At 68.2% G+C, this 21,858-nt stretch carries 20 protein-coding genes; 5 read left to right on the forward strand and 15 right to left on the reverse strand.

The genetic code is table 11. The features are described from left to right. Window positions 1-8 precede the first annotated feature (8 nt). The 5 genes from bcp to E8A74_RS31645 form a co-directional block, all read right to left on the reverse strand. On the reverse strand, window positions 9-626 hold the full coding sequence (gene bcp, locus E8A74_RS31625) for a thioredoxin-dependent thiol peroxidase (RefSeq protein WP_136932834.1): 618 nt from the start codon (window positions 624-626) through the stop codon (window positions 9-11). 65 nt (window positions 627-691) lie between these two features. Further along, window positions 692-2,653: a hypothetical protein gene (locus tag E8A74_RS31630; RefSeq protein WP_136932835.1), complete on the reverse strand. Its 1,962-nt coding sequence runs from the start codon at window positions 2,651-2,653 to the stop codon at window positions 692-694. Window positions 2,654-2,737: 84 nt separating this feature from the next. After that, the gene (locus tag E8A74_RS31635) at window positions 2,738-4,072 is read right to left on the reverse strand and encodes an FAD-binding oxidoreductase (RefSeq protein ID WP_136932836.1); all 1,335 of its coding nucleotides are present in this window, start codon (window positions 4,070-4,072) and stop codon (window positions 2,738-2,740) included. A 119-nt stretch (window positions 4,073-4,191) separates the two neighbouring features. Then, window positions 4,192-5,079 carry an Hsp33 family molecular chaperone HslO gene (locus E8A74_RS31640; RefSeq protein ID WP_136932837.1) on the reverse strand — a complete coding sequence of 296 codons (888 nt, stop codon included), beginning with the start codon at window positions 5,077-5,079 and terminating at the stop codon, window positions 4,192-4,194. Beyond that, window positions 5,079-7,145: a M3 family metallopeptidase gene (locus E8A74_RS31645; RefSeq protein ID WP_136932838.1), complete on the reverse strand. Its 2,067-nt coding sequence runs from the start codon at window positions 7,143-7,145 to the stop codon at window positions 5,079-5,081. The genes E8A74_RS31640 and E8A74_RS31645 overlap by 1 nt, the downstream gene beginning before the upstream one ends. Before the next feature lie 266 nt (window positions 7,146-7,411). Between E8A74_RS31645 and E8A74_RS31650 the strand changes: the two genes are divergently transcribed. Together E8A74_RS31650 and E8A74_RS31655 are read left to right on the forward strand one after the other, a co-directional pair. Then, a complete protein-coding gene (locus E8A74_RS31650) occupies window positions 7,412-7,957 on the forward strand; it encodes a DUF350 domain-containing protein (RefSeq protein ID WP_136932839.1) in 546 nt (181 codons plus the stop codon). Further along, window positions 7,954-8,874: a hypothetical protein gene (locus tag E8A74_RS31655; protein WP_136932840.1), complete on the forward strand. Its 921-nt coding sequence runs from the start codon at window positions 7,954-7,956 to the stop codon at window positions 8,872-8,874. The genes E8A74_RS31650 and E8A74_RS31655 overlap by 4 nt, the downstream gene beginning before the upstream one ends. Before the next feature lie 6 nt (window positions 8,875-8,880). On the opposite strand, the gene E8A74_RS31660 is transcribed toward E8A74_RS31655, so the two are convergent. Beyond that, on the reverse strand, window positions 8,881-10,062 hold the full coding sequence (locus E8A74_RS31660) for a hypothetical protein (protein WP_136932841.1): 1,182 nt from the start codon (window positions 10,060-10,062) through the stop codon (window positions 8,881-8,883). A 568-nt stretch (window positions 10,063-10,630) separates the two neighbouring features. On the opposite strand from E8A74_RS31660, the gene E8A74_RS31665 reads away from it, so the two are divergent. The 3 genes from E8A74_RS31665 (at window position 10,631) to E8A74_RS31675 (ending at window position 13,622) form a co-directional block, all read left to right on the forward strand. Further along, complete coding sequence (locus tag E8A74_RS31665) at window positions 10,631-11,941, forward strand: serpin family protein (RefSeq protein ID WP_136932842.1); 1,311 nt, start codon at window positions 10,631-10,633, stop codon at window positions 11,939-11,941. 60 nt (window positions 11,942-12,001) lie between these two features. Next, window positions 12,002-12,661, forward strand: coding sequence for a peptide-methionine (S)-S-oxide reductase MsrA (gene msrA / locus E8A74_RS31670; RefSeq protein ID WP_136932843.1), 660 nt, complete (start codon window positions 12,002-12,004; stop codon window positions 12,659-12,661). Between the two features lie 73 nt (window positions 12,662-12,734). Next, window positions 12,735-13,622, forward strand: coding sequence for a fibro-slime domain-containing protein (locus E8A74_RS31675; protein WP_232379837.1), 888 nt, complete (start codon window positions 12,735-12,737; stop codon window positions 13,620-13,622). On the opposite strand, the gene thiD is transcribed toward E8A74_RS31675, so the two are convergent. The 9 genes from thiD to E8A74_RS31720 all read right to left on the reverse strand — a co-directional run. Continuing rightward, window positions 13,623-14,423, reverse strand: a complete 801-nt coding sequence (thiD, locus tag E8A74_RS31680; protein WP_136932844.1) for a bifunctional hydroxymethylpyrimidine kinase/phosphomethylpyrimidine kinase — start codon at window positions 14,421-14,423, stop codon at window positions 13,623-13,625. 49 nt (window positions 14,424-14,472) lie between these two features. After that, the gene (locus tag E8A74_RS31685; protein ID WP_170229524.1) at window positions 14,473-15,504 is read right to left on the reverse strand and encodes a lipase secretion chaperone; all 1,032 of its coding nucleotides are present in this window, start codon (window positions 15,502-15,504) and stop codon (window positions 14,473-14,475) included. 23 nt (window positions 15,505-15,527) lie between these two features. Continuing rightward, the gene (locus E8A74_RS31690; RefSeq protein WP_136932856.1) at window positions 15,528-16,481 is read right to left on the reverse strand and encodes an esterase/lipase family protein; all 954 of its coding nucleotides are present in this window, start codon (window positions 16,479-16,481) and stop codon (window positions 15,528-15,530) included. Window positions 16,482-16,717: 236 nt separating this feature from the next. Next, a complete protein-coding gene (locus E8A74_RS31695; protein WP_136932846.1) occupies window positions 16,718-17,485 on the reverse strand; it encodes an energy transducer TonB in 768 nt (255 codons plus the stop codon). A 60-nt stretch (window positions 17,486-17,545) separates the two neighbouring features. Then, entirely contained in the window at window positions 17,546-18,562 is a 1,017-nt protein-coding gene (locus E8A74_RS31700; RefSeq protein WP_232379838.1) for an energy transducer TonB, read from the reverse strand. Window positions 18,563-18,567: 5 nt separating this feature from the next. Continuing rightward, window positions 18,568-19,203, reverse strand: a complete 636-nt coding sequence (locus tag E8A74_RS31705; protein WP_136932848.1) for an RNA polymerase sigma factor — start codon at window positions 19,201-19,203, stop codon at window positions 18,568-18,570. Window positions 19,204-19,376: 173 nt separating this feature from the next. Beyond that, a complete protein-coding gene (locus E8A74_RS52935) occupies window positions 19,377-20,315 on the reverse strand; it encodes a hypothetical protein (RefSeq protein WP_170229525.1) in 939 nt (312 codons plus the stop codon). After that, on the reverse strand, window positions 20,312-21,259 hold the full coding sequence (locus tag E8A74_RS31715) for a hypothetical protein (protein WP_136932849.1): 948 nt from the start codon (window positions 21,257-21,259) through the stop codon (window positions 20,312-20,314). Before E8A74_RS31715 ends, E8A74_RS52935 begins: the two co-directional genes overlap by 4 nt. Window positions 21,260-21,298: 39 nt before the next feature. Then, window positions 21,299-21,858: 2OG-Fe(II) oxygenase family protein (locus E8A74_RS31720; RefSeq protein WP_211365488.1), on the reverse strand; the 560-nt coding region annotated here is incomplete at its 5' end.

The following is a 21,858-nucleotide window of genomic DNA, read 5'->3' on the forward strand; positions in this document are numbered from 1 at the left end:
GGGGCCGCTCAGAGCGCGGCGAGCGCGGCGAGGACCTGGTCGGCGTGGCCGTCGACCTTCACGTTCGCGAACCGCTTCGCGATCCGGCCTTGCGCGTCGATGATCACCGTCGTGCGCAGCGCGCCTTCGAACGTCCTGCCGTAATTCGTCTTCGTCCCCCACGCCCCGTAGGCGCGGTGCACGGCGCCGTCCGTGTCGGCGAGCAGCGGGAAGCCGAGGCTGTATTTCGCCTTGAACTTCACGTGCGAGTTGACGCTGTCGCGGCTCACGCCGAGCACGACGGCGCCCTTGCCCTGCAACGTCGCGAGGTTGTCCTGGAACGCGCACGCCTCGCGCGTGCACCCGGGCGTGTCGTCCTTGGGGTAGAAATAAAGGACCACGCGTTTCCCGGCGAAATCGGAGAGTGACACGGTCGTCCCCGCGTCCGAGAGGAGCGAGAAGGCCGGGGCCGCCTCGCCGCCGCCCGTCGCCGCGGCCGGCTTGGCCGGAGCGGGGGCCGCCGCAGCCTTTTTCGCCGGCGCGGCGGCCTTCTTCGCGGGAGCGGCCGCTTTCTTCGCGGGAGCGGCCTTCTTCGTGGTGGGGGTCTTCTTCGTCGTGGTCGCCCTGGTCTTGTATGACGTCGCCATGCCCGGTCCTCCTCTGCGCGCGGACGAACCGTAGCGCAGGAGCGAGGCCGGACGCAATGGGTCCGCTATTCGGGATCGCAGGCGCCGTCGCAGGTGTTCTGGATCTGTCCGTCAGGCTGGAAGAACAGGTCGAGCTGGTCCTTGACCTTCACGTTGCGCCGCACGCCCTCGTGCACGTCGTTCTTCTCGGCCTCCGTGGGCAATCTGCATTCGAGCCCGGGCTCGGTCGCGAGCTTGAAGTCGATGACGACGAGCGCGTCGTCGGCGGGCGACGTCGTGCTCTCGAGGCCCCAGATCGGCCGCGGCGCGGGGTCGAGCAGGGGAATGCCCGTCGCGCGCGCGACGAGGTGGCTCGCGAGGTTGTTCACCGAGTGATCCCCGATCCCGATCTGCATGAGGACGTGCCGGTTCGGTGGGCTGTTCGGGTAGGTGTCCTTGAGCAGGTGCGGCGCGTAGGTCATGGGGTCGACGCGGTCCCAGGTGCCCTGGCTCAGGGCCATCAGCTTCATGAGGGTCAGCGGGTTTTGAAGCTGGCCCTGGAGCACGCCATAGAGCTGCTGATAACTCGCCGAGCGCGACATCATGAGCGAGTACGGGCCGCCGCCGACGCCGAGCGCCGCGCGATCGAGGATCGGGTTCACGGCGAGCATGGTGACGCCGAAGATCGAGCCCTGGCTGATCCCGTAATAGAAGAGCTTGTTCGTGTCGTAGAGGGGCTTGTCGAATCGCTGGAGCTCGGGCAGCGCGGCGATCGGGCCCTTCAGGGCGTAGCTCAGGGCGATGTAATTGATGATGCCCTGGTGGATGCGGTCGATGAAGCTGAAGACGGTGCCGGGGTCGCCGAAGGCCTTTTGCAGCACGATCTCGATGTCCGGCTCGGCCATGCCCCAGAGGTCGACGGCGGCGGCGATGTACTTGCGCTCGTTCTCGTAGCCGCGCATGAAGCCGTAATTGATCTCCTCGGCGAGCCCAAAGAAGCCGTGCCCGTACTGGAGAATACGCGCCGGCTCGAAGTTCGCGTCCGCGGGCATCAGGCTATGCGGGACCTGGAGGATGAAGGGGACGTCCGCGTCGCCGTTCTGCGCCGGCTTGCCGCTCGCGTCCCTATGGATCAGCGCGCCCGGCTCGACGCTCTCCATGTAGAGCGGCACCTTGATCGTGCCCTCGATCCGGAGCCAGATGTTTTCGTTTTCGGCGGGCGTGGTCTCCGTGACCTTGACATTGCCCACGGCCGGCGGATTCGCTTCGAGCTTGGCGAGGAGGTCGTCCCGCATCGTGAGGAGGTCACGCGTGTTGACCTCCTCGCTGCTCGTCGTGAAATCCCAGGCGAGCTGGAGCGTCTCGCGCGCGACGCCATGGGCCACGAGCGCCGGGAAGATGTCTTTTTCGTAGCGGCTCGCGATGGGGCCGAGGACCGGATCGGCGGACGTCTGTTTGTCGCGGATTCGCTTGAATCCCTCGGGCGGCGCGAGCAGCGGGCCGGCAGCCGCCTCCGATTCCGGCGCGAGCCCCTGGAGCGCGACGATGTACCGCTTGCCATTGTCGAGCCGCACGAAGGGGCGGAGGAGGAAGGCCCGCTCCGAGGGTTCGAGCGTGTTCTTGTCGACCTCGGCCCAGACGGGCACGGGTTTGCCCGTCGTCGCGTCGAGCAGGATCACCTTGCTCTCGGGCGAGAGGCTCTTCTCGGGCTCGTCCGTGTGGAAGACGACGCCCTCGGTGCTCACGCCCTCCTTGAAGTGCACGAGGATCGGCTGGTGATGCGAAAACCCGTCGATCGGGTGCGCCTTCGTGAAATCGAAGGGCGTTTCGTTCTTGTCCTTCATCTGCGCGGCCTCGGGGATCACGACCCGCTTGCCGCTCGGCATGGATGCGTCGTCCTGGAGATAGAAATCGGACGGATAAGGCAGAAGGCAGTCGTTTTCGAATGCGATGGGGTTGCACCCCTCGGGGACGGCGAGCGGCGGGGGCCCCGCGGGCGTCACCGCGTCGTCTGAGCATCCGAGCGCGGCGAGGCCGGCAAACGTCATGAGGCAAGCGACAAGAGTCCGAGACGGTAGCATGGCAAGCTCCTCCGGCCGCGAGACTATCACGCCGGACGGAGGAGCGGAGCGTCAGCTTTTGCGGACGCGATGGCACTTCTCGTAGAGGCCCGGGAAGACGCCATGGGGGTCGAGCCGACGCTTCGCAGCCTCGTAACGCTCGCGATCGTAGATCTCCCAGAAGCGATTTTCGCTGTAATGATTGCGCGAGATCAGCGTCTTCACGCCGCCGAGCTCGTAGGTCTTCTGCTCCAGCACCTCGGAGCCGTCGACGAGCGGGTCGTCATTGGGCTTGCCATAGACCGCGCAGTCGATCCAGAGCTCGTCCCTGTGCTTCGCGTGGGATTCGCGGATCCACGGATAGGGGCGCGGCATGCGGTAGGGGACGACCCAGAGCGGCCAGAAGTCGAAATCACGCGCGTACCACTCGTAAAACGCGGAGAAGTTGCGCTGCGGCACGAAGACGTCGCAGACGACGTCGGGCCGTTGTTTCATGCCGAGCACGCGATCGAGGCGCTTCGACCATCGAATGAGGTTGCGCGAGCCGAGCACGTGGCGGCCGACGAGCCAGCGCACGGGCCGCGTTTCGAGCCCCGGAACGGTGCGGCTGAGCCAGTGGCATTCGGCGTCGTAGCGGAAGAAATAGTCGGGCGTCGTGAGATAATCCTCCGTGCGCCCGAGGGTGCTCTTGTAATAGACGTCGAGCCAGCGATAGTTCGACGTGAACGGCGCCTCGTCCACGAACGCGCCGAGGCAAAGCACGAACGAGCGCGGGCCGTGCACGATGCCGTCGATGAACTCGAAATCGCCCACGCGGCAGCGCTCCGCCATGGCCGCATGGAAGGCGTCGAAGCCGTCGAAGTGGCGGTATTGCATCCGGACGAAGCGCTTCGCCTGGACGAGCTTGAACGTGATGCGCGAGAGGACGCCGAGCGTGCCGTACGAGCCGTGGATCATGTCGAAGAGGAGCGGATCCTTCTCGGCCGAGCAGGTGACGATCTCGCCGTCGCCGGAGATGACCTCGTATTCGAGGCAGCCGTCGTGGAAGCCGCCATATCGGTACGAGCTCGATTCGATGGAGCAGCCCGCGACCGCGCCGCCGAGCGAGATGTCTTCGAGCTCGGGGACGACGGCAGGCACGAGGCCATGTTCGAGCGTGCGCGGGACGAGCTCGGCGAACGTGACGCCGGGCTCGGCGACGCAGATGCGGCGCTCCGGATCGATGGCGAGGACACGCCGGAACCGGGAGGCGTCGATCGCCGCGGCGTGCTCGCGGGGATCGCCCGGGACGGGGACGAAATGGGAGACGCCGCCCTTGTCGATACGGACGGGCCCGCCCCGGCCGGCCTGAACACGAATGGTGGTCGCGACGCGAGTGACCTCGCGCTCGTGGGAAGAGAGATCCATTGGTTGCCCCCCGTGCCCGGGAGAGGTGGCATCCGAAGAAAGGTGGGTCAAGCCGGCGAAACGCGAATGCGCGGCGTCGTGCAGGCCGGAAGGGGAGCGGCCGGGACGTGCGGGGGGATTCAGCTCGCCATGAGGAGCGCCTGGAGCTGCGAAGGCTGAATGCCGTATTCTTTTCGGCAATAATCGCAGGTGATCTCCAGGGGCTTGTTGTCGCGGAGCAGGTCCTCGATGTCCGAGCGCGGGAGCGTGGCCAGGCTGGAGAGGACGCGGAGCTCGCTGCAATGGCACGCATACCGGAGGTCCGACTCCGCGAGCAGCGTGTACGGCATGCCATAGAGGAGATCCTCGATCAGCGCGTTCGGCGTGAGGTCCCCTTTGCGGAGCAAGTCGTCGAGCTTCGGGAAGTCTTCGAGCCTTTGGGTCATGATCATGAGCGGCCCGCGCTCGACCTCCGGCAAGAGCTCGACGATGTAGCCGCCCGCGGCGACGACCTCGTCCCCTTCGAGCAGCGTGGCCACGGCGATCGTGGAGACGATCTGCTCGGAGTGCTGCATGTACGACATGAGCGCGCCCGAGATCCCGCCATCCTGCGCCTCGAACGAGACCTCCACGATGCCCTGGTGGAGCGAGCCGTTCGGCAGCGTCCGCATCATCTTGAGCAGCGCGCCCTTGCCACCCGCCATGTCCTCGCCCGTCGTCCCGCTGAAGCCGACGAGGCCGCGGTTCGTGCCGTCCGGGTGCGCGTCGGCCACGATGCTGCCCTTGCCGCTCGCGCCCTTCAAGATGCCCTGGACACGTAGGTTCGGGCTCATCGCCTCGCGGATCAGGAGCGCGCCCGTGACGAGCTCGCCGAAGCGTCCCGCCACCGTGCCCTTCGCGTTCTGCGAGGCGATCGCGCCGCGCACGGTCTCGGTGGTCAGCGCCGTGATGACCCGGAACGCGCCGTCGTTCGTCATCGCGCGGATGACTTTGTCGGCTTGCTTGTTCGTGACGTTTCGCTCGCTCATCAAACGGCCACCGCCGTCCCGGACGCGATGAGGCCGTCGCGTTCGAGCAGCGCCTCCAGGGTTGGTTCGCGCCCCATGAAGCGCCGGTAGAGGACCATGGGATCTTCGCTGTCACCTCGCGCAAGGATCTCCGAGCGGAAGGCCTCGCCGACCTCGCGGCTGAAGAGCCCCTCGCGCTTGAACCGTGAGAAGGCGTCGGCGTCGAGCACCTCGGCCCACTTGTACGAGTAATACCCCGCGGCATACCCGACGGGGCTGGAGAAGAGGTGCGAGAACGAGGCGAGCATCGCGTGGTCGCCGGGCAGCGGGGCGGGCGAGTGGCGTGAGAGGATCTCGCGGCCATACGCCGTGGGATCGCCGTCTCGCGCCGGATCCCAGTCCACGTGCAGCGCGAGATCGACCTCGGCGAAGCCGAGCTGCCGCATCATCGCGTTCGCCGTGCGGAACGTGCGCGCGGCCCGCATGCGCTCGAGCAGCGGCGCCGGGATCGGCTCGTTCGTCTCGTGGTGCCGCGCGAAGAGGTCGAGCGCCTCTTTCTCCCAGCACCAGTTCTCCATGATCTGCGAGGGCAGCTCGACGAAGTCCCACGCCACGTTCGTGCCGGCGAGCGTGCGCACCTCCACGCAGCTCGACGCGTGGTGCATGAGGTGGCCGAACTCGTGGAAGAGCGTCTCGACCTCGCGGTGGTTGAGCAGCGCGGGGCGGTCGCCGATGGGCGGCGTGAGGTTGCCCGCGAGCACTTCGAGGTGCGACGCGGCGACCTTGGGCGACCCCACGCCCGTCACGAGCCCCTGCATCCAGGCGCCGTCGCGCTTCGACTCGCGTGGCCAGAGGTCGACGTAAAACACCGCGCTCGCGTGCCCGTTCGGCTCCACGATGCGGTACGTCGAGACGGTCTCGTGCCAGGCCTTCGTCTCGGGTGAAGGCTCGATGCGCACGCCGTAGAGCGCCGAGGCGATCGCGAAGACTCCATCGAGCGCCTTCTCCGCGGAGAAATAAGGGCGGAGCGACTCCTCGTCGAAATCGTAACGCGCGTGGCGGAGCTTCTCGGCGTAATACGCGACGTCCCACGGCTCGATCGCGGGCGCGTCCGGGCCCTCGATCTCCTTGCGGTACGCCTGGAGCTCGGCGTTCTCCCGATCGAAGTGCGTCTGCGTCTTGTCGCGGAGCGTCTGCACGAACGTGCGCGCGGCGTGCCCCGACTTGGCCATGCGATCTTCGAGCACGAGGTCGGCGAAGCTCTCGAAGCCGAGCAGGCGCGCCTTCTCGCGCCGGAGCACGAGGATCCGCTGCAAGAGCGGGCGGTTGTCCCAGGGCCCCTCGGTCGCGCGCGTGGCGTACGCCTTGTACATGCGCTCGCGGATCGAGCGATCGTCGAGGTACGTCATCACGGGCAGGTAGCTCGGCGCCTGCATCGTGAAGCGATACCCGGAGAGGCCCTTCGCCTCCGCGCTCGCCTTCGCCGCGAGCACCGCGCCCTCGGGCAGGCCCGCGAGCCCGTCGCGCTCGCCGATCACGAGCTCGAACGCGTTCGTCGCGTCGAGCACGTTCTGCCCGTAACGGAGCGTGATCTGCGCGAGCTCGACGTCGATCTCCGCGAGGCGCTTCTTTCCCTCCGGATCGAGGTCGGCGCCGCTGCGCTTGAAATCGGCGATCGTCTTTTCGAGGAGCCGCTTGCGGGTCCCCGTGAGCGCCTTGGCCTCGTCCGTCGCGGCGTACGCCTTGAGCGCGTTCCATACGGGCTCGGAGAGCGCGATGCCGCTGAAGAACTCGCTGACCTCGGGCTGCACCGCGGAGTAGGCGGCGCGGAGCTCGGGCGTCGTGGCGACGGACTCGAGGTGACCGACGACGCCCATCACGAAATCGAGCTGCTCCGTCACCCGTTCGAGCGCGGTGATGGTGTTCTCGAACGTGCGGGGCCCCGCGGCCGCCGCGAGGGCGTCGAGCCGCGCCTTCGCCTCGGCGAGCAGCTCTTTCACGGCGGGCTGCACATGCTCGCCGCGGATGCGATCGAAAGGAATTTCGTAGCCGAGGCCGAGCAGCGGATTTTCGTGAGATTCGGGCATGGTCGGTGCTCTCGTGGGCGCGCGTCTCCCCAGGGGACGTCTTTGTCCTTGCTACGTACGATCGTCGCTCGGGTCGCGCAACGCTTGGCGCGCGACATCCGGACGAGTTCGGCGTGAACCCTCGTCCGTGAGCCGGGCGACGCGGCAGAGCGAGCCCTCGGAGGGCGAACGGATCGAAACTCCATCGCTTTCCGTGGTACCGGGCCTTCGGGTCCCGTGCTCGTTCGCCGGTTTCGAGGGCCGCACGATTCCGCTACGCTCGCGCCGTGAACGTCGCGCTCTTCCTGATCGGGATCGGCAAGATCCTCTTTGGCATCGTCGTCGGCGCCCTCGGCGTATGGCTCGGCTCGCGTGTGCTCGGGCGGGCCCTGCGCCTCGGCGAGATCGACGCGGAGCTCGGGAAGGGCAACACGGGCGTCGCCGTGATCTCGGCCGCGGGTCTGCTCTCGCTCGGGCTCCTCGCGCAGCACGCGGTGTCGGCGACGTTCGCCGCGATGGACCTCATGTACCGCGGCCAGAAGCTCGCGCCGGTGATGCTCGGCAGGTTCGTCTTTTACGGCCTCGCGCACGTCGCGTTCTCGCTCGCCGTGGGCGCGGCCGCGATCGCCGTGGGCACGTTCGTCTTCGTGCGCCTCACGCGGGGCGTGGATGAGCTCGCGGAGATCCGGAAGGGCAACGTCGCGCCCGCGCTCGTGCTCGGCGCGGTGATGGTGGTGACCGCGCTCGTGGCCGCGCCGGGGCTCGAGACCGCCCTCGACGGTCTCTTGCCGCTGCCCGAGCTCGCGCGCGACGAGGTGATGGCGCCGTCATGAGCGGGCGAACGCTCCTCGCGCTCACCGCGACCTCGTGCGTGTTCGTCGCGGGCTGCTGCTGCTGCGCCTTCGACATCAACGATCTGCTCACGCCGAGCGGCGAGGAGGAGCCGTCCGCGACGACGCCGGGCGTCGATCTCGGCGTCGCGGTGTATCCCGAAGCGACGCCGGCGTCCGGCGCGACGAAGTATGCGTGGCGGGATCGTCGCCTCGAACCACCCGTCTATCGCGCCGGCTACGCGCTCGCCGCGGACGAGCAACGCGACGTCGACGCCGCGCACCACGAGCTCGCGCAGCGCCTCAAATACCAGGACGCGGGCGACGGCGCGTTCAAGTGGGTGCCGCCGCCCGGCTGCGACGCGAGCATGCAGTGCATCTTCGAGTCGCTCGCGGAGCGCAGCAAACCCGACGTCGATCCGCTCGCCGCGCGCTTCAAGGCGCGCATCCAGGAGGCGAAGCTCGGCACGCTCGACGCGGTCGAGCTCATGACCTCGTTCGTCCAGGCGATCCCTTACGAGATCCCCAAGGATCGCCCCTTCGGCCTGCTGCCGCCGGCGCTCGTGGTCTCGGGGAAAAAAGGCGACTGCGATTCGAAGGCGCTGCTCTTGCACATGCTGCTCGACTCCATCGGCGTGGACAGCGTGCTCCTGAACTCGAATGCCCACCGGCACGCGATGCTCGGCGTCGCGGTGCCGGCGCAGGGCGAGAAGATTCGCTACCAGGGCCGCGAGTACGCGTTCGTCGAGACGACCGCGAAGAGCGCGCCCGTGGGATGGATCTCGAAGGAGATGTTGAAGCCGAACGACTGGGTCGTCGTGCCCGTGCGGATCCGTTCGCCGGAGAAGGCGCCGAAGAACGACGCCACGACGGGCAAAGCTGCGGACGGGCCGAAGCCGAAGTCGACGAAGAAGCGTTGAGCGGAGCTACGAGCTGAGCGCGTCCGAGAGGGCGTGCACGGCGGCGATCATCCCTTCCGTGGGATTGTTCCCGTGCGTGCGGGCGCGCTGCTCGACGAGATCGAGGAGCGTCACGAGAACCGCCGAGGCCTGGGCCTCCTGGAGCGCTTGTTTCAACGCGCCGAGCTTCTTCCGCGTCTCGTCCGTCGCATCGAGCGCCGAGAGCGCAGCGAGCGTCGCGGCCGCGCGAGCTTCGTCCTTTTCTTTGATCGCGCTCTGCGTGACCTCGAGGAGCACGTGGCCGAACGCGGCGAGCCGCGCTTCGGTGAGCTCCGGCGAGGCGCCGGCGGCTTGCGCAACGAACTCCTGGAGCTCCGCGAAAGCGCGCCGCTGGACGAGCGCCAGAAAGAGCGCGGCTCCGTTCGTCTCCCAGTCCGCTTTCGACACGAGCCGCTTTCCGATCCAGGCGACCACGGGCGAGGCCACGGGCCCCTGATGCAGCGAGGCGAGCGCGACGCTCATGAGCTGCGCGGCATCGACGCCTTGCGCGGCGAGCCAATCGAGCAGCATCGCGCGCTCGTCGCCGTTCGTCCCGGTCTTCACCTTTTCGAACGCATCGTCAACGGTGAGGCCCGCGAACGGATCGGCGAAGAGCGGATCGCCGTCGTCGTCGCCGAAGCCGAGATCGAGGTCGTCGCCGAGCGCGCCGCCGCCGAAGAGCGCGCCGTCCCCTTCTTTCGAGGCCGACGCGTCGGGCGCGCTGCCTTCGTCGAGGTCGAACATCGCGGCGAGATCGACGGGTTCGTCCGCGGGCGTGAAGACCACGACGGGCGCGGGCGCCCTTGTTTCCTTCCGCTCGATACGCGCCTGGAGCGCGGGCGGGACCTTTCCGCGGACGAGGTCGGCGAGCGCCTCCCATTCCTGATCCTCGAAGGAGAGCCCGGGGGCGTTCAGCACCTCGTGCTCGAACTCGGCGGGTTTGTCCGTACCGAGCTTCGCGAGCGCGGCGAGGATGGGCGTACGATCCGCGGACGAGGTGCGCGCGCGCCAGCGCAGGAGATCTGCGGAGGTGAGCTCGTGCGCGTGCTCGGCGAGGAAGGTGTGATCGTCCGGCGCGAGCGCCGGCTGCCGGAGGACGTGCAAGAAGGCCACGGCGCGGGCGCTTCCCCGATGAGCGTGCACGAGAGCATCGATTTCGGCCTTTTTCATGGGAGCCCCCACCTTACCAGGGTCGGGCCTTCCGGCGCGACCCTCGTATCGTGCTTCGTCCGGTGGGGCCTCGCGCCCCGGAATGACCCCCCGTGGCGGCGCGCCGACGCGGCGCCCGCGATTCATGACACGCACACGAATGCATGCCGCGCTGCGCGAAGGTTCAAGCCGTCTGGGCGTGCTCCGCCCGGGGCGATAACGCGACGGTGAGCCTCGGGCCAAAAGAATTGCATTGGGTGAAATCGAGTTGACGAGACGGGCGGAGCGGGCTTCCATGACATCGATCGCGATTGTTCCCGCTCGGCGATCCGGCCCCGCGGCTCATGGGGAGCCCCGGGGCTGTATGTTTTTCAGGGCCGATCATTTCTGTTCTGCGCCCTGATCCGCGCGGCGGCGAGCGCCCGGCCGCGCATCACCTCGGCCCTCGATGCAGGCCTTGGATCCGGGCCTCGGCGTGGATGCGTGCCACCCTGAGCCGTTCTCCGACATCCCTGCCGCGCTCTCGTCGCGAGCGCCATGGAATCGCGGAGAACAGGCTGCGGCATGCCGATTGCTTTGACGTCCTAGCATGCGAACGATCCCCCTTGTTTCCCTGCTTCTCTCTCTCTCCGCCCCCGCTTGCAGCTCGTCTGCGCCGCCCGAGCCCCCCGGGGCCGTGGATACCGGTGATTGCCACGACGCGAACACACCCGGCTGTGTCGTGACCTCCGGCGCGCAGCGGATCACGAGCCCGAATGTCCCGAGCGACCACCTCACCGCGCTCGTCGATGGCAACACGGCGTTCGCGCTCGATCTGTACAAGAACCTCCGCGGCGAGCCCGGAAACCTCTTCTATTCCCCGCACTCGATCTCGAGCGCGCTCGCGATGACCTTCGCCGGCGCGCGCGGGCAAACCGAGACGGACATGGCGAAGGCGCTGCACTTCACCTTGCCGCAGGCAGAGCTCCATCCGGCGTTCAACGCGCTCGATCTCGCGTTTGCGAGCCGCGGCAAGGGCGCGCAGGGCTCGGACGGCCAGGGCTTCCGGCTCAACATCGCGAACGCGGTCTGGGGCCAGGTCGGGTTTCCCTTCGAGACGGCGTTTCTCGATGTGCTCGGCCTCAATTACGGCGCCGGCATGAACGTCGTCGATTACATCGAGGGGACGGAGGAGGCCCGCTCGCTGATCAACGGCTGGGTCGAGAAGAAGACCGAGGGCAAGATCAAGGACATCCTCCCGGAGGGATCGATCGACGCGAGCACGCGGCTCGTGCTGACGAACGCCGTGTACTTCAATGCGGCGTGGCGGACGCCGTTCGAGGAGGAGAACACGCAGAACGCCTCGTTCACGACGGGCGAGGGCGGCTCGGTCTCCGTGCCCATGATGCAGGGTTACGTCGAGGCGCCTTACGCGCAGGGCGCGGATTACGCGGCCGTGGAGCTGCCTTACGACGGCAACGAGCTTTCGATGGTGCTCGTGCTGCCGAACGATCTCGACGCGTTCGAGAGCAGCTTCGACGCGGCCCGCCTGAGCGAGGTCATTGGTGCTCTCTCCGAGCACTCGGTCGACACGCGGATGCCGCGATTCAAGTTCGAGTCGAAGTTCAGCCTGGTCGAGCAACTGAAGATCCTCGGCATGGGCGTCGCGTTCACGGGCGAGGCCGATCTCTCGGGTATCAATGGGAAGGGCGGGCTCTACATCTCGGACGTGATTCACCAGGCGTTCGTCGGGGTGAACGAGGCGGGGACCGAGGCCGCGGCGGCGACCGCGGTCATCGTGGGCGAGACGAGCGCGCCCGAGCCGGCGGCGATCACGTTCGACAAGCCGTTCCTGTTCTTCATCCGCGACATCGCGACGAAGTCCGTGCTCTTCGTGGGTCGCGTGGTCGACCCGAGCTGAGCGGCACGCTTCCGATGGGCGTATCTTGCCGTGCGGAGCCTTCCGCACCAAGATACGCCCATGTTCTTCAAGGTCGACCCTCGCAAGCTGCAGATGCCCACGAAGGAGCAGGCCCTCCCCGGGCGGAGCACGCCGATGCGCGTGCCCGAGCGGCACTTCGTGAGCGGCGCGCGGATCGTGCCCCCGTTCCCCGAGGGCACCGAGCAGGCGATGTTCGGGCTCGGTTGTTTCTGGGGCGCGGAGCGCAAGTTCTGGCAAACGAAGGGCGTGTACGCCACGGCCGTCGGATACGCCGCGGGGCTCACGCCAAACCCCACGTACGAAGAGGTCTGCACCGGCGGCACCGGTCACAACGAGGTCGTGCTCGTGGTCTTCGAGCCCGCGAAGGTCTCGTACGAGGCGCTGCTCGCGGTCTTCTGGGAGAACCACGATCCGACGCAGGGCATGCGTCAGGGCAACGACGTCGGCACGCAGTATCGCTCGGGCATTTATTGCTTCGGCCTCCTGCAAAAGATGGCCGCCGAGCGCTCGCGCGTCGCCTACCAGAAGGCGCTCCAAGGCGCGGGGCACGGCGACATCACGACCGAGATCCTCGAAGCGCCGACGTTCTATTACGCCGAGGACTATCACCAGCAGTACCTCGCGAAGAACCCCGACGGGTATTGCGGCATCGGCGGCACCGGCGTGAGCTGCCCGGTGGGGCTCGTTTCGGCGGGCTGAGTTCGGGCGGAGCACGGCCTCCGCGTTTGCTCCAGCGTGACAGGGCCCGCGAAGCGCGGATACCATCCCCCCCATGATGAAGACACGACACGCGGGCCGGATGGGGCGCTTCGCGCTCGTCCTTGGGATGATGGGCCTCCTCGGCGCGGCGACCGCGTGCGGGGACAGCGGCACGGGCGCCACGGGCGGTTCGGGCGCCGGCGGCAGCGGCGCCGGCGGTTCGGGGCAAGGCGGCATGGGCCCGGGCGGCATGGGCGGCCAGGGCGGGGAGGGCGGCGAGCTCTTTCCTTCGGGCGTCGGCGGCGCGGGCGGAGGCGCGGGCGGCGGCGATCCGAACTGCAATCCCATCCTCAAGGCGACCGTGCGCGATTTCCAGATCGCGCACCCGGATTTCGAGGATTTCATCGGCGACGACAAGGGCATCGTCACGAACGAGCTGGGCGCGGACGGAAAACCCGTCTATGCGGGCAACCCGACGACGCCCACGACTACGGGCAAAGCCAATTTCGATCAGTGGTTCAACGACGTCGAGGGCGTGAACATCGCGATCCCGGTCGAGATCCCGCTCATGGCCGCGGGGGAAGGGGTGTATACGTACTCCAACTCGGCGTTTTTCCCCATTGACGGCCAGGGCTTCGGCGACGAGTTCCAGACCCACAACTACCATTTCACCCTCGAGCTGCGGACGCAGTTCATTTACGAGGGCGGTGAGATCTTCACGTTCACGGGCGACGACGACCTCTTCACGTTCATCAACGGGAAGAAGGTGATCGACCTCGGCGGCGTGCACGGCGCGCAGACCTCGACGGTGAACCTCGACGAGCGCGCGGCCGAGCTCGGCATCGAGAAGGGCAAGACCTACCCGCTCGATTTCTTCTTCGCCGAGCGGCACACGAGCGAATCGAACTTCCGGATCGACACGACCATCGGCTGCTTCTCGGAGCCACCGATCCCCGAATAATCAGTCGAAGGGCGCGACCGTCACCGCGTGATTCAAGGGCCCGTGCCCGTGCCCGAGGCCCGGCGCCTTCTGGATCGCGAGCCGGAGGTACCGCCGCGCCCGCGTGATGGCCGCTTCCATCCCGAGCCCCTGCGCGATCCCCGCGGCGATCGCCGAGGCGAGCGTGCATCCCGTCCCGTGCGTCGAGGTGGTCTCGATGCGATCGTCCTCGAAGAGCTGTTCGCCCGCGGCCGTGACGAGCACGTCCGTGACCTTCGGCCCTTCGAGGTGCCCGCCCTTCAAGAGCACCGCCTTCGGCCCGAGCGCGAGCAGCGCCGCGGCCACGCGTCGCATCGCGGAGACGGAGTCGATCGTTTGCCCTGCAAGGACCTCGGCCTCCGGCACGTTCGGCGTGATCAGCGCCGCGCGCGGCAAAAGCCGGCCGATGAGCGCTTCCCGCGCCTCCGGGAGCAGGAGCGGCGCGCCGCCCTTGGCCACCATCACGGGATCGACGACGAGCGGGACGTCCTTCGCGAGGCGCGCGTGCACGTCGGCGACGACGTCGATCACCTCGGCCGAATGGAGCATGCCGGTCTTGAGCGCGTCCGCGCCGATGTCCTCGAGCACGAGGCTCATCTGCTGCGCGAGGAACGCGGGCGGGACCGGAAACACCCCGAAGACGCCGCGCGTGTTCTGCGCAGTCAGCGCCGTGATCGCGGTCGCCCCGAACGCGCCGAGCGCCGTCACGGCCTTCAGATCCGCCTGGATACCGGCCCCGCCGCCCGAGTCCGAGCCGGCCACGATGAGCACACGCCCTTGCATCGCGGCTCGCCTACCAGCGCGGGACGCGACGCGCAAGGTGCGGCTTCGTTTACTTGCTCGACATGGCCAGCGTCGCCCGCACCCGGCGCTGTTCGAACGGCGTGAACGATCGATCGAGCAGCGCTTGCTCGGCGGCCTTGAACGCAGCTTCGTCCTGCGTCTTCGCGGCGAGCGCGTCGCGCTCCTTCCGGAACGCCTCGATCCGCGCTTTCCACGCTGCGCGTTGCGCGTCGAGCTCGGCCAGCCTGTCGGCCGCCTCCACGCCGAGGGTCTCGACGCGCTTCGTGTACACGTCCTCGTCCGTCGCCCCTTCCGCGCGCATCGCGTCCGCCTCGGCGCGCGCGCGGAGCGGCAACGTCGCGGCTTCGCGCGCCTCGCGCGCTCCTTGGGGCAAGCTCGCTTCGAGCTCGGCGACCTTTTGCTCCTGCTCGTCGGCCGTCAGCGTTTCGTCCTGACGAATGCGGCTCGCCTCGGCGGCTACCTCGCCTTCGCGCTCCTCGTCGCCGAAGAGCGCGTCCGCGGTCTCCTCGCCGAAATGCTTGCGCCGGAGCTTCTTCAGCGCTTCGAGCCGCGCCGTCGGATCGGCCTCCTCGTCCTTCGGCAGCGCGAGGCCGTCCTTGTCTTTTCGATACGCAAGATACTGATCGAGCAGCGCCGCGGCCTGGAGCGCGGCCGGGCCAGAGGCCCGCTCGCGAATGGCCGCCAGGATCCGGGCGCGGATCGTCTCGTCGCTCTCCTCGCCCTCGGTGGTGAAGTAGTAATCGAAGAGGCGCAGGATCTCCGGACCGAGGAGGAGCGATCCGTCGGGCCCGACGCGCAAGGCCCCGTCCTCGTCCGTGCCGCGCAGCGAGCGTGCTTTTTCCTTGAAGGGGCTCTTCTCGCGGGTGTCGACGTTCGTCTCGGTGCGTCGGACGGGCGGCGTCGAGATTTTTCGCGTTGCGCTTCTCGGGCCGCCGCGCGCCTCGGCCGTCGTGTCGCCCGCGCGCGCGGGTTCGTCCCCGCCTCGTCTCCACGCGCCGATGCCGGCGGCGGCGAAGAGCGTGACGAGGGCGAACCCCGTGGCGATGCGGCGGCGGTTCACGCGCATCTTCGCTCGGAAGGACGTCAGAGGCCGAGGGTCTTCAGGCGGTTCGCGTGGGCGCGGAAGACCGACTTCGGGCTCGTCTGGAAGGGCGCCGTGATGCCGAAGAGCTGGTTCACCTCGTCGAGGTGGTTCATCTTGTAATCGTCGCGGATGACGTCGCCGAGGTGCGAGCTGCAGCGGCCGACGAGCCCGTCGTTCGCGTCGTCGTAGAGGATGCCCGTGAGGCCCATCGGGTAATCGGAGACGTCGAGCACGTTCGTCACCTTCGAGGTGCCGGACCACGAGAAATACCGGATCCCGTTCACCACATGCGCGCCCTCGCCACACCACGCCGCCGGCAAGCCCGCGCCGTAGGTCGCGTTGTACGCCGCGGAGCCTTCGGACGAGAGCGACTCCAGCGCGGCGATGGAGTTCTGCGGGCTCGTCTGGCCGGAGAGCAGGCCGAGGATCGTCCCGAGCGAGTTCGCGAAGAGCGAGAGCACGGCCTCGGAGAAGCCGCCCTCCGTCATGTTGTCGCGGAGGAAATCGGCGAGGTCGGCGCCGTGGTGCGGCGAGCCCACGCTCGTCACGCTCGCGACGAGGTCGGGCCGCATCGTGGCGACGTACCGGATGTCGAGGCCGCCGTGGCTATGGCCGATGAGGTTCACCTTCTTGGCGCCCGTGACCGCGACGATCTCCTCGACCTGCTGGAGGAGCTCCTCGCCGCGCGCCTCGGTGGACGAGAACGCGGGGACCTGCGTCACGAAGACACGCGCGCCGCCCGACGCGAGCGACGACTCGATGCCGTGGAAATAGTCGACCACGCCGAACAGCTCGTCGAAGCCCGCCATGCCGTGGCAAAGGACGATGGGGAATTTCGTTTGCGTGTACGTGTCGGTGTACCCATTGGCCGCCGACGTCGAGGTCTCCTCCGCCGCCGCGAGCTGGTTCGGCGACTCGCCGCCACACCCGCCGATGAAGGCCGACGCGAACATCGCCGCGCCAAACGCCGCCGCCCGACCGAACCGAACCCCCAAGCCAATGTTCCAGCGCATGTTCAGGCCCTCCATCCTATCCGAATGGCACCGTCCATGCCAGAGGATCGAATGACGCGTTGCGCCTGGAACAAGCCATTGTGGCTGCAACGGCTGGGCATGATGGTGATCTGGATTGAGTCAAACGGGATCCAGGGTGGATCGTCGGTGCATCGGTCTCCTCGATCCACGCCGCGTCACTGGAGCTTGAATTTGAACGTGAGGATGTAACGCACGCTGACGGGCCGGCCGCCGTACATCATCGGGCTGTAGCGCTGCTGCGCGAGCGTCGTGTTCACCGCCGGGTCGAGGAACGGGTGTCCTTTGAGGATGCGGCAATCCCGAAGCCTGCCCTCCGTCGTAATGACGCATTGCGCGATGACGGTCCCTTCGATCCGCTGTCGCGCCGCGTCGCTCGGATAAGGCGGCTGCGCGGGGCCGGCGAGGAGGACCGGGCGGCCCATCTCGGAGGTCCAGCTCAACGTGGTGTTCGTCGGCGGCGGCTCCGGCGGAGGCGACGCGGTCCCCGTGCCGGTCGGATCCCCGCCGATCACGCCGTCGGGTTTGCCATTCGGATCGCCGCCATTGCCCGTGCCGTCCGGCGCCGTCGCACCGTCCCCGACCGCGGCGGCAGGCGGCTCGTCCGTTGGTTCGGGTTCGGTCGGCTCGACCTTGGGTGGCTCGTTCGTCAGGATTGGGACCTGCGGGCGCTTGGGCCGAGGCGTTTTCGGCGGCGCGGCCTGTGGGGGCTTCGGCGCCGCGGGGCCCGGGGATCCCAGCAAGGCCGCCGGTTTGGGCGGGACCTGAAACACGACGACCGGCTCGTCCTCGTTCGAGGAGGCTTTTTTGCCGGGAATCGCGAAGACGATGACCGCCGCGAGCGCGTGCACGCCAATGGAGAGAAGAGCTCCGGTGCCGAGGTGCGGACGAGCGCCCTCGTACCGGCCCATGGCCGATTCGAACACGAATGCCTCCTTTCCAGGACGAGCGGGGTGCGTCCCGGAGAAACCTATTTCAAGACCGATTCACTTCGGCAGAACGAGATTGACCTTCGAGACGTACCGCACGGCGATGGGCTCTCCGCCCTGCGTCGCCGGCGAGAATCGCCACGTACGCGCGGCCGCGAGCAGCTCGGCGTCCATGTGCGGCAAGGATTTCAGGAGCCGACAATCCCTCGTCGCGCCTGTCGCCGTGATCTCGCATTGCAAGAGGGCCGTGCCCTCCACGCGGGCCTGGAGCGCCTCGCGCGTGTACACGGGATCCCGACCGCCGATTCGCTTCGGCTGGGACATGGTCCCTTGCTCGAACGGGCGCACGGCGGCGCTCGTCGCCTCGGGTTTGGCCGGGAGCACCTCGGGCGAGCCTGCGTTCTCCACCCTGGCGATCTGCGGAGGCACGGCCTCGGGCGCGCGGGGTTCCTCGGACGAGGGAGGTTCGTCCGCCACGGCCACCTTCGGCGGCGGCGTGATCGCATTCGGCACGCCACGCGAAGCATTCGCGGGCGCCGCGACACGATGGGGCTCCGCGTCGTGGCCCTTCGCCTCCGCGCGAGGCGCGGGCGCGGGGATTCCTGCGCCGAGCTGGAGCTCGGGGTATTGCTGCGGCTCGTCCGCGGGCCCCTCCGAGGCCTCGGGCCGATGCATGGGCTGCGAAAGGAGCGTGATTCCGACGAGCATCACCTGCGCCGCCGCCACGAGCCCAGCGCCGAGCCGCCCTTTTTGGAAAAAACCGACCGGCTTCCCGGTCGGCCCGAGGACGCTCTGGAACAATATGTGCGGCGTCGCCTGCGCCGATCGTTTCGCGCCGGCCATCGCAGCCCGTACCGGCCGAGGTTCGGGCCTTTCGGGCTGCATCGGGGTCGCCAGGCGAGGCCCGTTGTTTTCCCGCGCCGGAATCTCGTGCGCCTTCGCCACGCGCGCCGGCTCGATTCCGAGCGCCGCGAGGGCCCGCGCCTTGGATGCCGCCGGCGCCCGATCGGCTCGCGCCGAGCGCAGGAGCGCCGTCGCCGCGTCGTCCCCCTTCTCGTCGAGCAGCCTGCGCATCTCGCTCACGGCCGCCCCCTTCCTTGGGTCCCCACGACCCGCGCTGAAATCCTCGCAAAGAGCTCCCGCGCGCGCCGGAGCCGCGACGCCACCGTTCCCATCGGCAAATCGAGCGCCCCGCTGATCTCCTGCATCGTGAGCTCTTCCAGCTCGAAGAGCACGAGCACCGTCCGGAGATCCTCCGGCATCGCCGCGAGCACCTCGTCGAGCAGGGCCCGCAGGCGTCGCTGCTCTACGATCTCGTCCGGCCGAGGCCCTGCATCCGCCCGCGCGTCCGCCACCTCGTCCGCCTCGGGGACCTCGCGCCGCCGGCGTTGCGCGCGCTTGGCGTGGGAGGCGACGTGCACGGCCGTGCCCATCAAAAACGCCTTCTCACGCCCCGGCTGAATGGCCGCGAGTTTCCCCGACGCCACGACGAACACCTGCTGGGCGCAATCATCGAGCTCCGCCGCCGGCACTCCGAGCCGCCGGAGAGCCACGTACACGGCGTCGAAATGCGCGTCGATCATCCCCCGGAGCCGCGCCTTCTCCGCGCCGCCCTCGCCGCCCTTGGCCCACCCCTCCTCGACCGTGCGAGGCTCCTCCGCCTCGCAGATCTCGGCGCCCGAGAAGAGGGTGTCCAGGTCGGAGACGAGGGTCACGTGTTCACCCTCCGTTTCGACGAACGGAGCCCGGCGGCCACGCAAGGCGCGGCGAACGCAGGGAGGACATGGGCGAGATCGGGGGCCACGTCTCTACCATGCCCAGTCCGGGGCACGTTGATCACAGAAAATGTGGGGGGCGTGCGATCGCCGAAATGTGCGGAGGACGACGGCTACTTCGACTCGCCCGGCTTAGGCAAGCTCGCCGGATCGTAGATCCCGCTGCTTTCGATCTTCCCCCACCGGTCTTCGAGGGATTTCACCCAGCCCGGGTCGTGGATCTCCGTGAGCTTCTTCTTCCACGCCCCTTCGAGGAAGCTCGTGCTGAAGGGATCCCCTCGGTCCTCGGGAATGCCCACCTCCGTCTTGCACACCTGCATCTCGTAGCCGCCCGGGGAGGGCTCGGCCTGCTTCAGGCAGAGGTCGTATTTGCTCTTCCAGTTGGAAATCTCGAGCCGTTGCACGAGCAGCGCCTCCGCCTGTTTGAGGAGCGGATGGAGGCGCTTGTAGTCGGCATCGACAAGCGCTTTCGCCTCGGCGGCTTCGGGGCTCGTGGGGAAGAGCTTGGCGATTTTTTTGCCGAGGTCGACGCAGGAGCCGGTGCCGTCCGGCTTGCAGGCGGCCTTCACCTCGTCGAGGAGGAGGGCCGGGCCATTTTTCGTGAGCCACTCCTTCGCTTTGTCCGCGACCGGCGAGCTTTGCCCGGCGAGCTCCTCCATCTTGGCCCGCGCCGCGGCCTTGTCCGCCGAGGCGTTGGCCTCCTCGAACGCCGCCGCGCTGCTCATCGCCCGCGTCTTTGCGAGCGCCTCGAACGCGCGTTTCGCCGGCGCATCCATGACCGTCGCCGACAGCTCCTTGGCTTTGCCGTATTGCCCCTCGGCGACGAGCGTGGTCGCCTCCCGGACCGTGAGGGCCTCGATTCGTTGCTTGGCCACGGGGCAAAACGGCGAGCTCTCGGCGGCCTTGCAGACCTCGGCATACAGCGCCTTGGCCTCGGCGACCTTGCCAGCCGCCTCGGCCTCTCGCGCTTTCGACATCGGCTCCTTGGCGGCATCGCAGCCCGCGAGCGCGAGGGCGAGCACCACGATGGCCTGGGCAATGGGTCGGCTCATTTCGCACCTTTCAGGGCTTTCAGCGGATCCTCGCCCGTCGCGACGGCCCCGGAGCGGCGCGCCTCGTACGTCGCAATGACGCCCGGATCGCCGAGCGCCGCGACGCGCCTGCGGAAGAGCGAGTCCTCCGTCTGCCGCGCGTCGAACCGCTCGTAGGCAGATTTCCCGTCGTCGTAGATGTCTTCCTCGCAGGCGCGAATGCGCTGGAATTCGGCCTCGATCTCGGCGGTCTTCTCGGCCATGCAGAACGTGAAGGCCAGGTCCTTCTTGCCTCGCTGCATGAAGACGCCGATGAACCTGTCGAGCTCGGCGCGCGCCTTCTCCGTGCGCTTTTGCTCGGCGTCGTGGGCGGCCTTGGCCTCGTCGAATCCAGGCGGCTTCTCGGGCAGCGCCGAAAGCTTCTCGAACGTATCGATGCAGGAGCCCTGATGCTCCGGGCCACACGCGGCCTTCGCCTGCGCTACGAGCAGCCCCGGCCGCTCCTTCTCGATCCAAGCCTTCGCCAGCGCTGCCGCGGGCGTGGTCCCGTCGGCGAGCGCCTTCATCGTATCGAACGCGCGCGCCTTGTCCGTATCGGCGGCGGCCTGCTCGAAGCGAACGCCTTCGGTCAGGTCCTCCTTGCCGAGGCGCGCCTCGATGTCCTTGGCCGTGGGTTCGTCCGCGGAGGCGAGGGCGCGGAGGAGCAAGCGCTCAGCCTTGCCGAATTCGTTTTTCTCGACGGCCTTCGTCGCGGCCGTCACGAGCGCGCCCGCGGCCCGGGGGCCGCTCTGCTGGCATTCCGGGCTCGCCGGCCCCTCGGCGCAGACGATCTCGAACTTCTGCGCGGCCTCTTCGAAGTTGGCTTGGGCTTCGAGGTTCTCCGCCTCCTTGAAGGAAGGCGGCGGGCCCGAGCATCCGCCGATCAACACCGGCAGAAAGACCAGGAGACATGTACGTACGAGCACGTCGCGAGTAGAGCCGCGCCCGCTTGGCCTGTCAATGTCTCAGGCTGCCTCGCACCGCGGGCACCACGTCGTGGGGCCTTCGTGGGGCGCTCGGTGGAGGCGGCGGTGCCTGGAGCTGCGTGCCCAGACGATGAGATTCACGCGCCGACCGGATCGCAAGGGATGGACGCCGTGCCGGTGGGCGCCCGCGTGCAAGATCGCGCGGCCCGCGGCGGGCTGCCATTGCCACGCCTCCGCGTCGTTCGCCGGGTCCTCCCGATGCGCGTCGCAACGAGCGCCCCGAAAGTACACCTCGGCCCCTTCGAAGGAGAGCCCGAGGCACGCGTTGAGCGTCACCTCGCTATCGTCCACGTGAAACCCGAGGTCGGTATCGCCGTTCTCCGCATACTCCACGACGAACGCGTGCTGGTGATCGAGGCTCGAACCGTCATGCTCCGGGAATGCCCACTTCGTGAGGGGCGCGAGCCAGGTGTAGCAGCCCGTGGACCTATCCCGAAGGGACGATCGACAGAGACGGGAGACGATGGTAGGTTTGTCCGCGTCATGTCGATGGGTCGAACACGGGAGAAGCAAGCGCCGCTCTGGGTGGCGGCGCCTTC

Origin of the sequence: Polyangium fumosum (genome assembly GCF_005144585.1) — a bacterium.
Classification (GTDB): Bacteria; Myxococcota_A; Polyangia; order Polyangiales; family Polyangiaceae; genus Polyangium; species Polyangium fumosum.

What these genes read in the sequence shown, in the direction of transcription:
- bcp (WP_136932834.1), bottom strand. Translation starts at nt 626, where the DNA reads ATGGCGACGTCATACAAGACCAGGGCGACCACGACGAAGAAGACCCCC.
- E8A74_RS31630 (WP_136932835.1), bottom strand. Translation starts at nt 2,653, where the DNA reads ATGACGTTTGCCGGCCTCGCCGCGCTCGGATGCTCAGACGACGCGGTG.
- E8A74_RS31635 (WP_136932836.1), bottom strand. Translation starts at nt 4,072, where the DNA reads ATGGATCTCTCTTCCCACGAGCGCGAGGTCACTCGCGTCGCGACCACC.
- E8A74_RS31640 (WP_136932837.1), bottom strand. Translation starts at nt 5,079, where the DNA reads ATGAGCGAGCGAAACGTCACGAACAAGCAAGCCGACAAAGTCATCCGC.
- E8A74_RS31645 (WP_136932838.1), bottom strand. Translation starts at nt 7,145, where the DNA reads ATGCCCGAATCTCACGAAAATCCGCTGCTCGGCCTCGGCTACGAAATT.
- E8A74_RS31655 (WP_136932840.1), top strand. Translation starts at nt 7,954, where the DNA reads ATGAGCGGGCGAACGCTCCTCGCGCTCACCGCGACCTCGTGCGTGTTC.
- E8A74_RS31660 (WP_136932841.1), bottom strand. Translation starts at nt 10,062, where the DNA reads ATGAAAAAGGCCGAAATCGATGCTCTCGTGCACGCTCATCGGGGAAGC.
- E8A74_RS31665 (WP_136932842.1), top strand. Translation starts at nt 10,631, where the DNA reads ATGCGAACGATCCCCCTTGTTTCCCTGCTTCTCTCTCTCTCCGCCCCC.
- msrA (WP_136932843.1), top strand. Translation starts at nt 12,002, where the DNA reads ATGTTCTTCAAGGTCGACCCTCGCAAGCTGCAGATGCCCACGAAGGAG.
- E8A74_RS31675 (WP_232379837.1), top strand. Translation starts at nt 12,735, where the DNA reads ATGATGAAGACACGACACGCGGGCCGGATGGGGCGCTTCGCGCTCGTC.
- thiD (WP_136932844.1), bottom strand. Translation starts at nt 14,423, where the DNA reads ATGCAAGGGCGTGTGCTCATCGTGGCCGGCTCGGACTCGGGCGGCGGG.
- E8A74_RS31690 (WP_136932856.1), bottom strand. Translation starts at nt 16,481, where the DNA reads ATGTTCGCGTCGGCCTTCATCGGCGGGTGTGGCGGCGAGTCGCCGAAC.
- E8A74_RS31700 (WP_232379838.1), bottom strand. Translation starts at nt 18,562, where the DNA reads ATGCGCAGGCTGCTCGACGAGAAGGGGGACGACGCGGCGACGGCGCTC.
- E8A74_RS52935 (WP_170229525.1), bottom strand. Translation starts at nt 20,315, where the DNA reads ATGAGCCGACCCATTGCCCAGGCCATCGTGGTGCTCGCCCTCGCGCTC.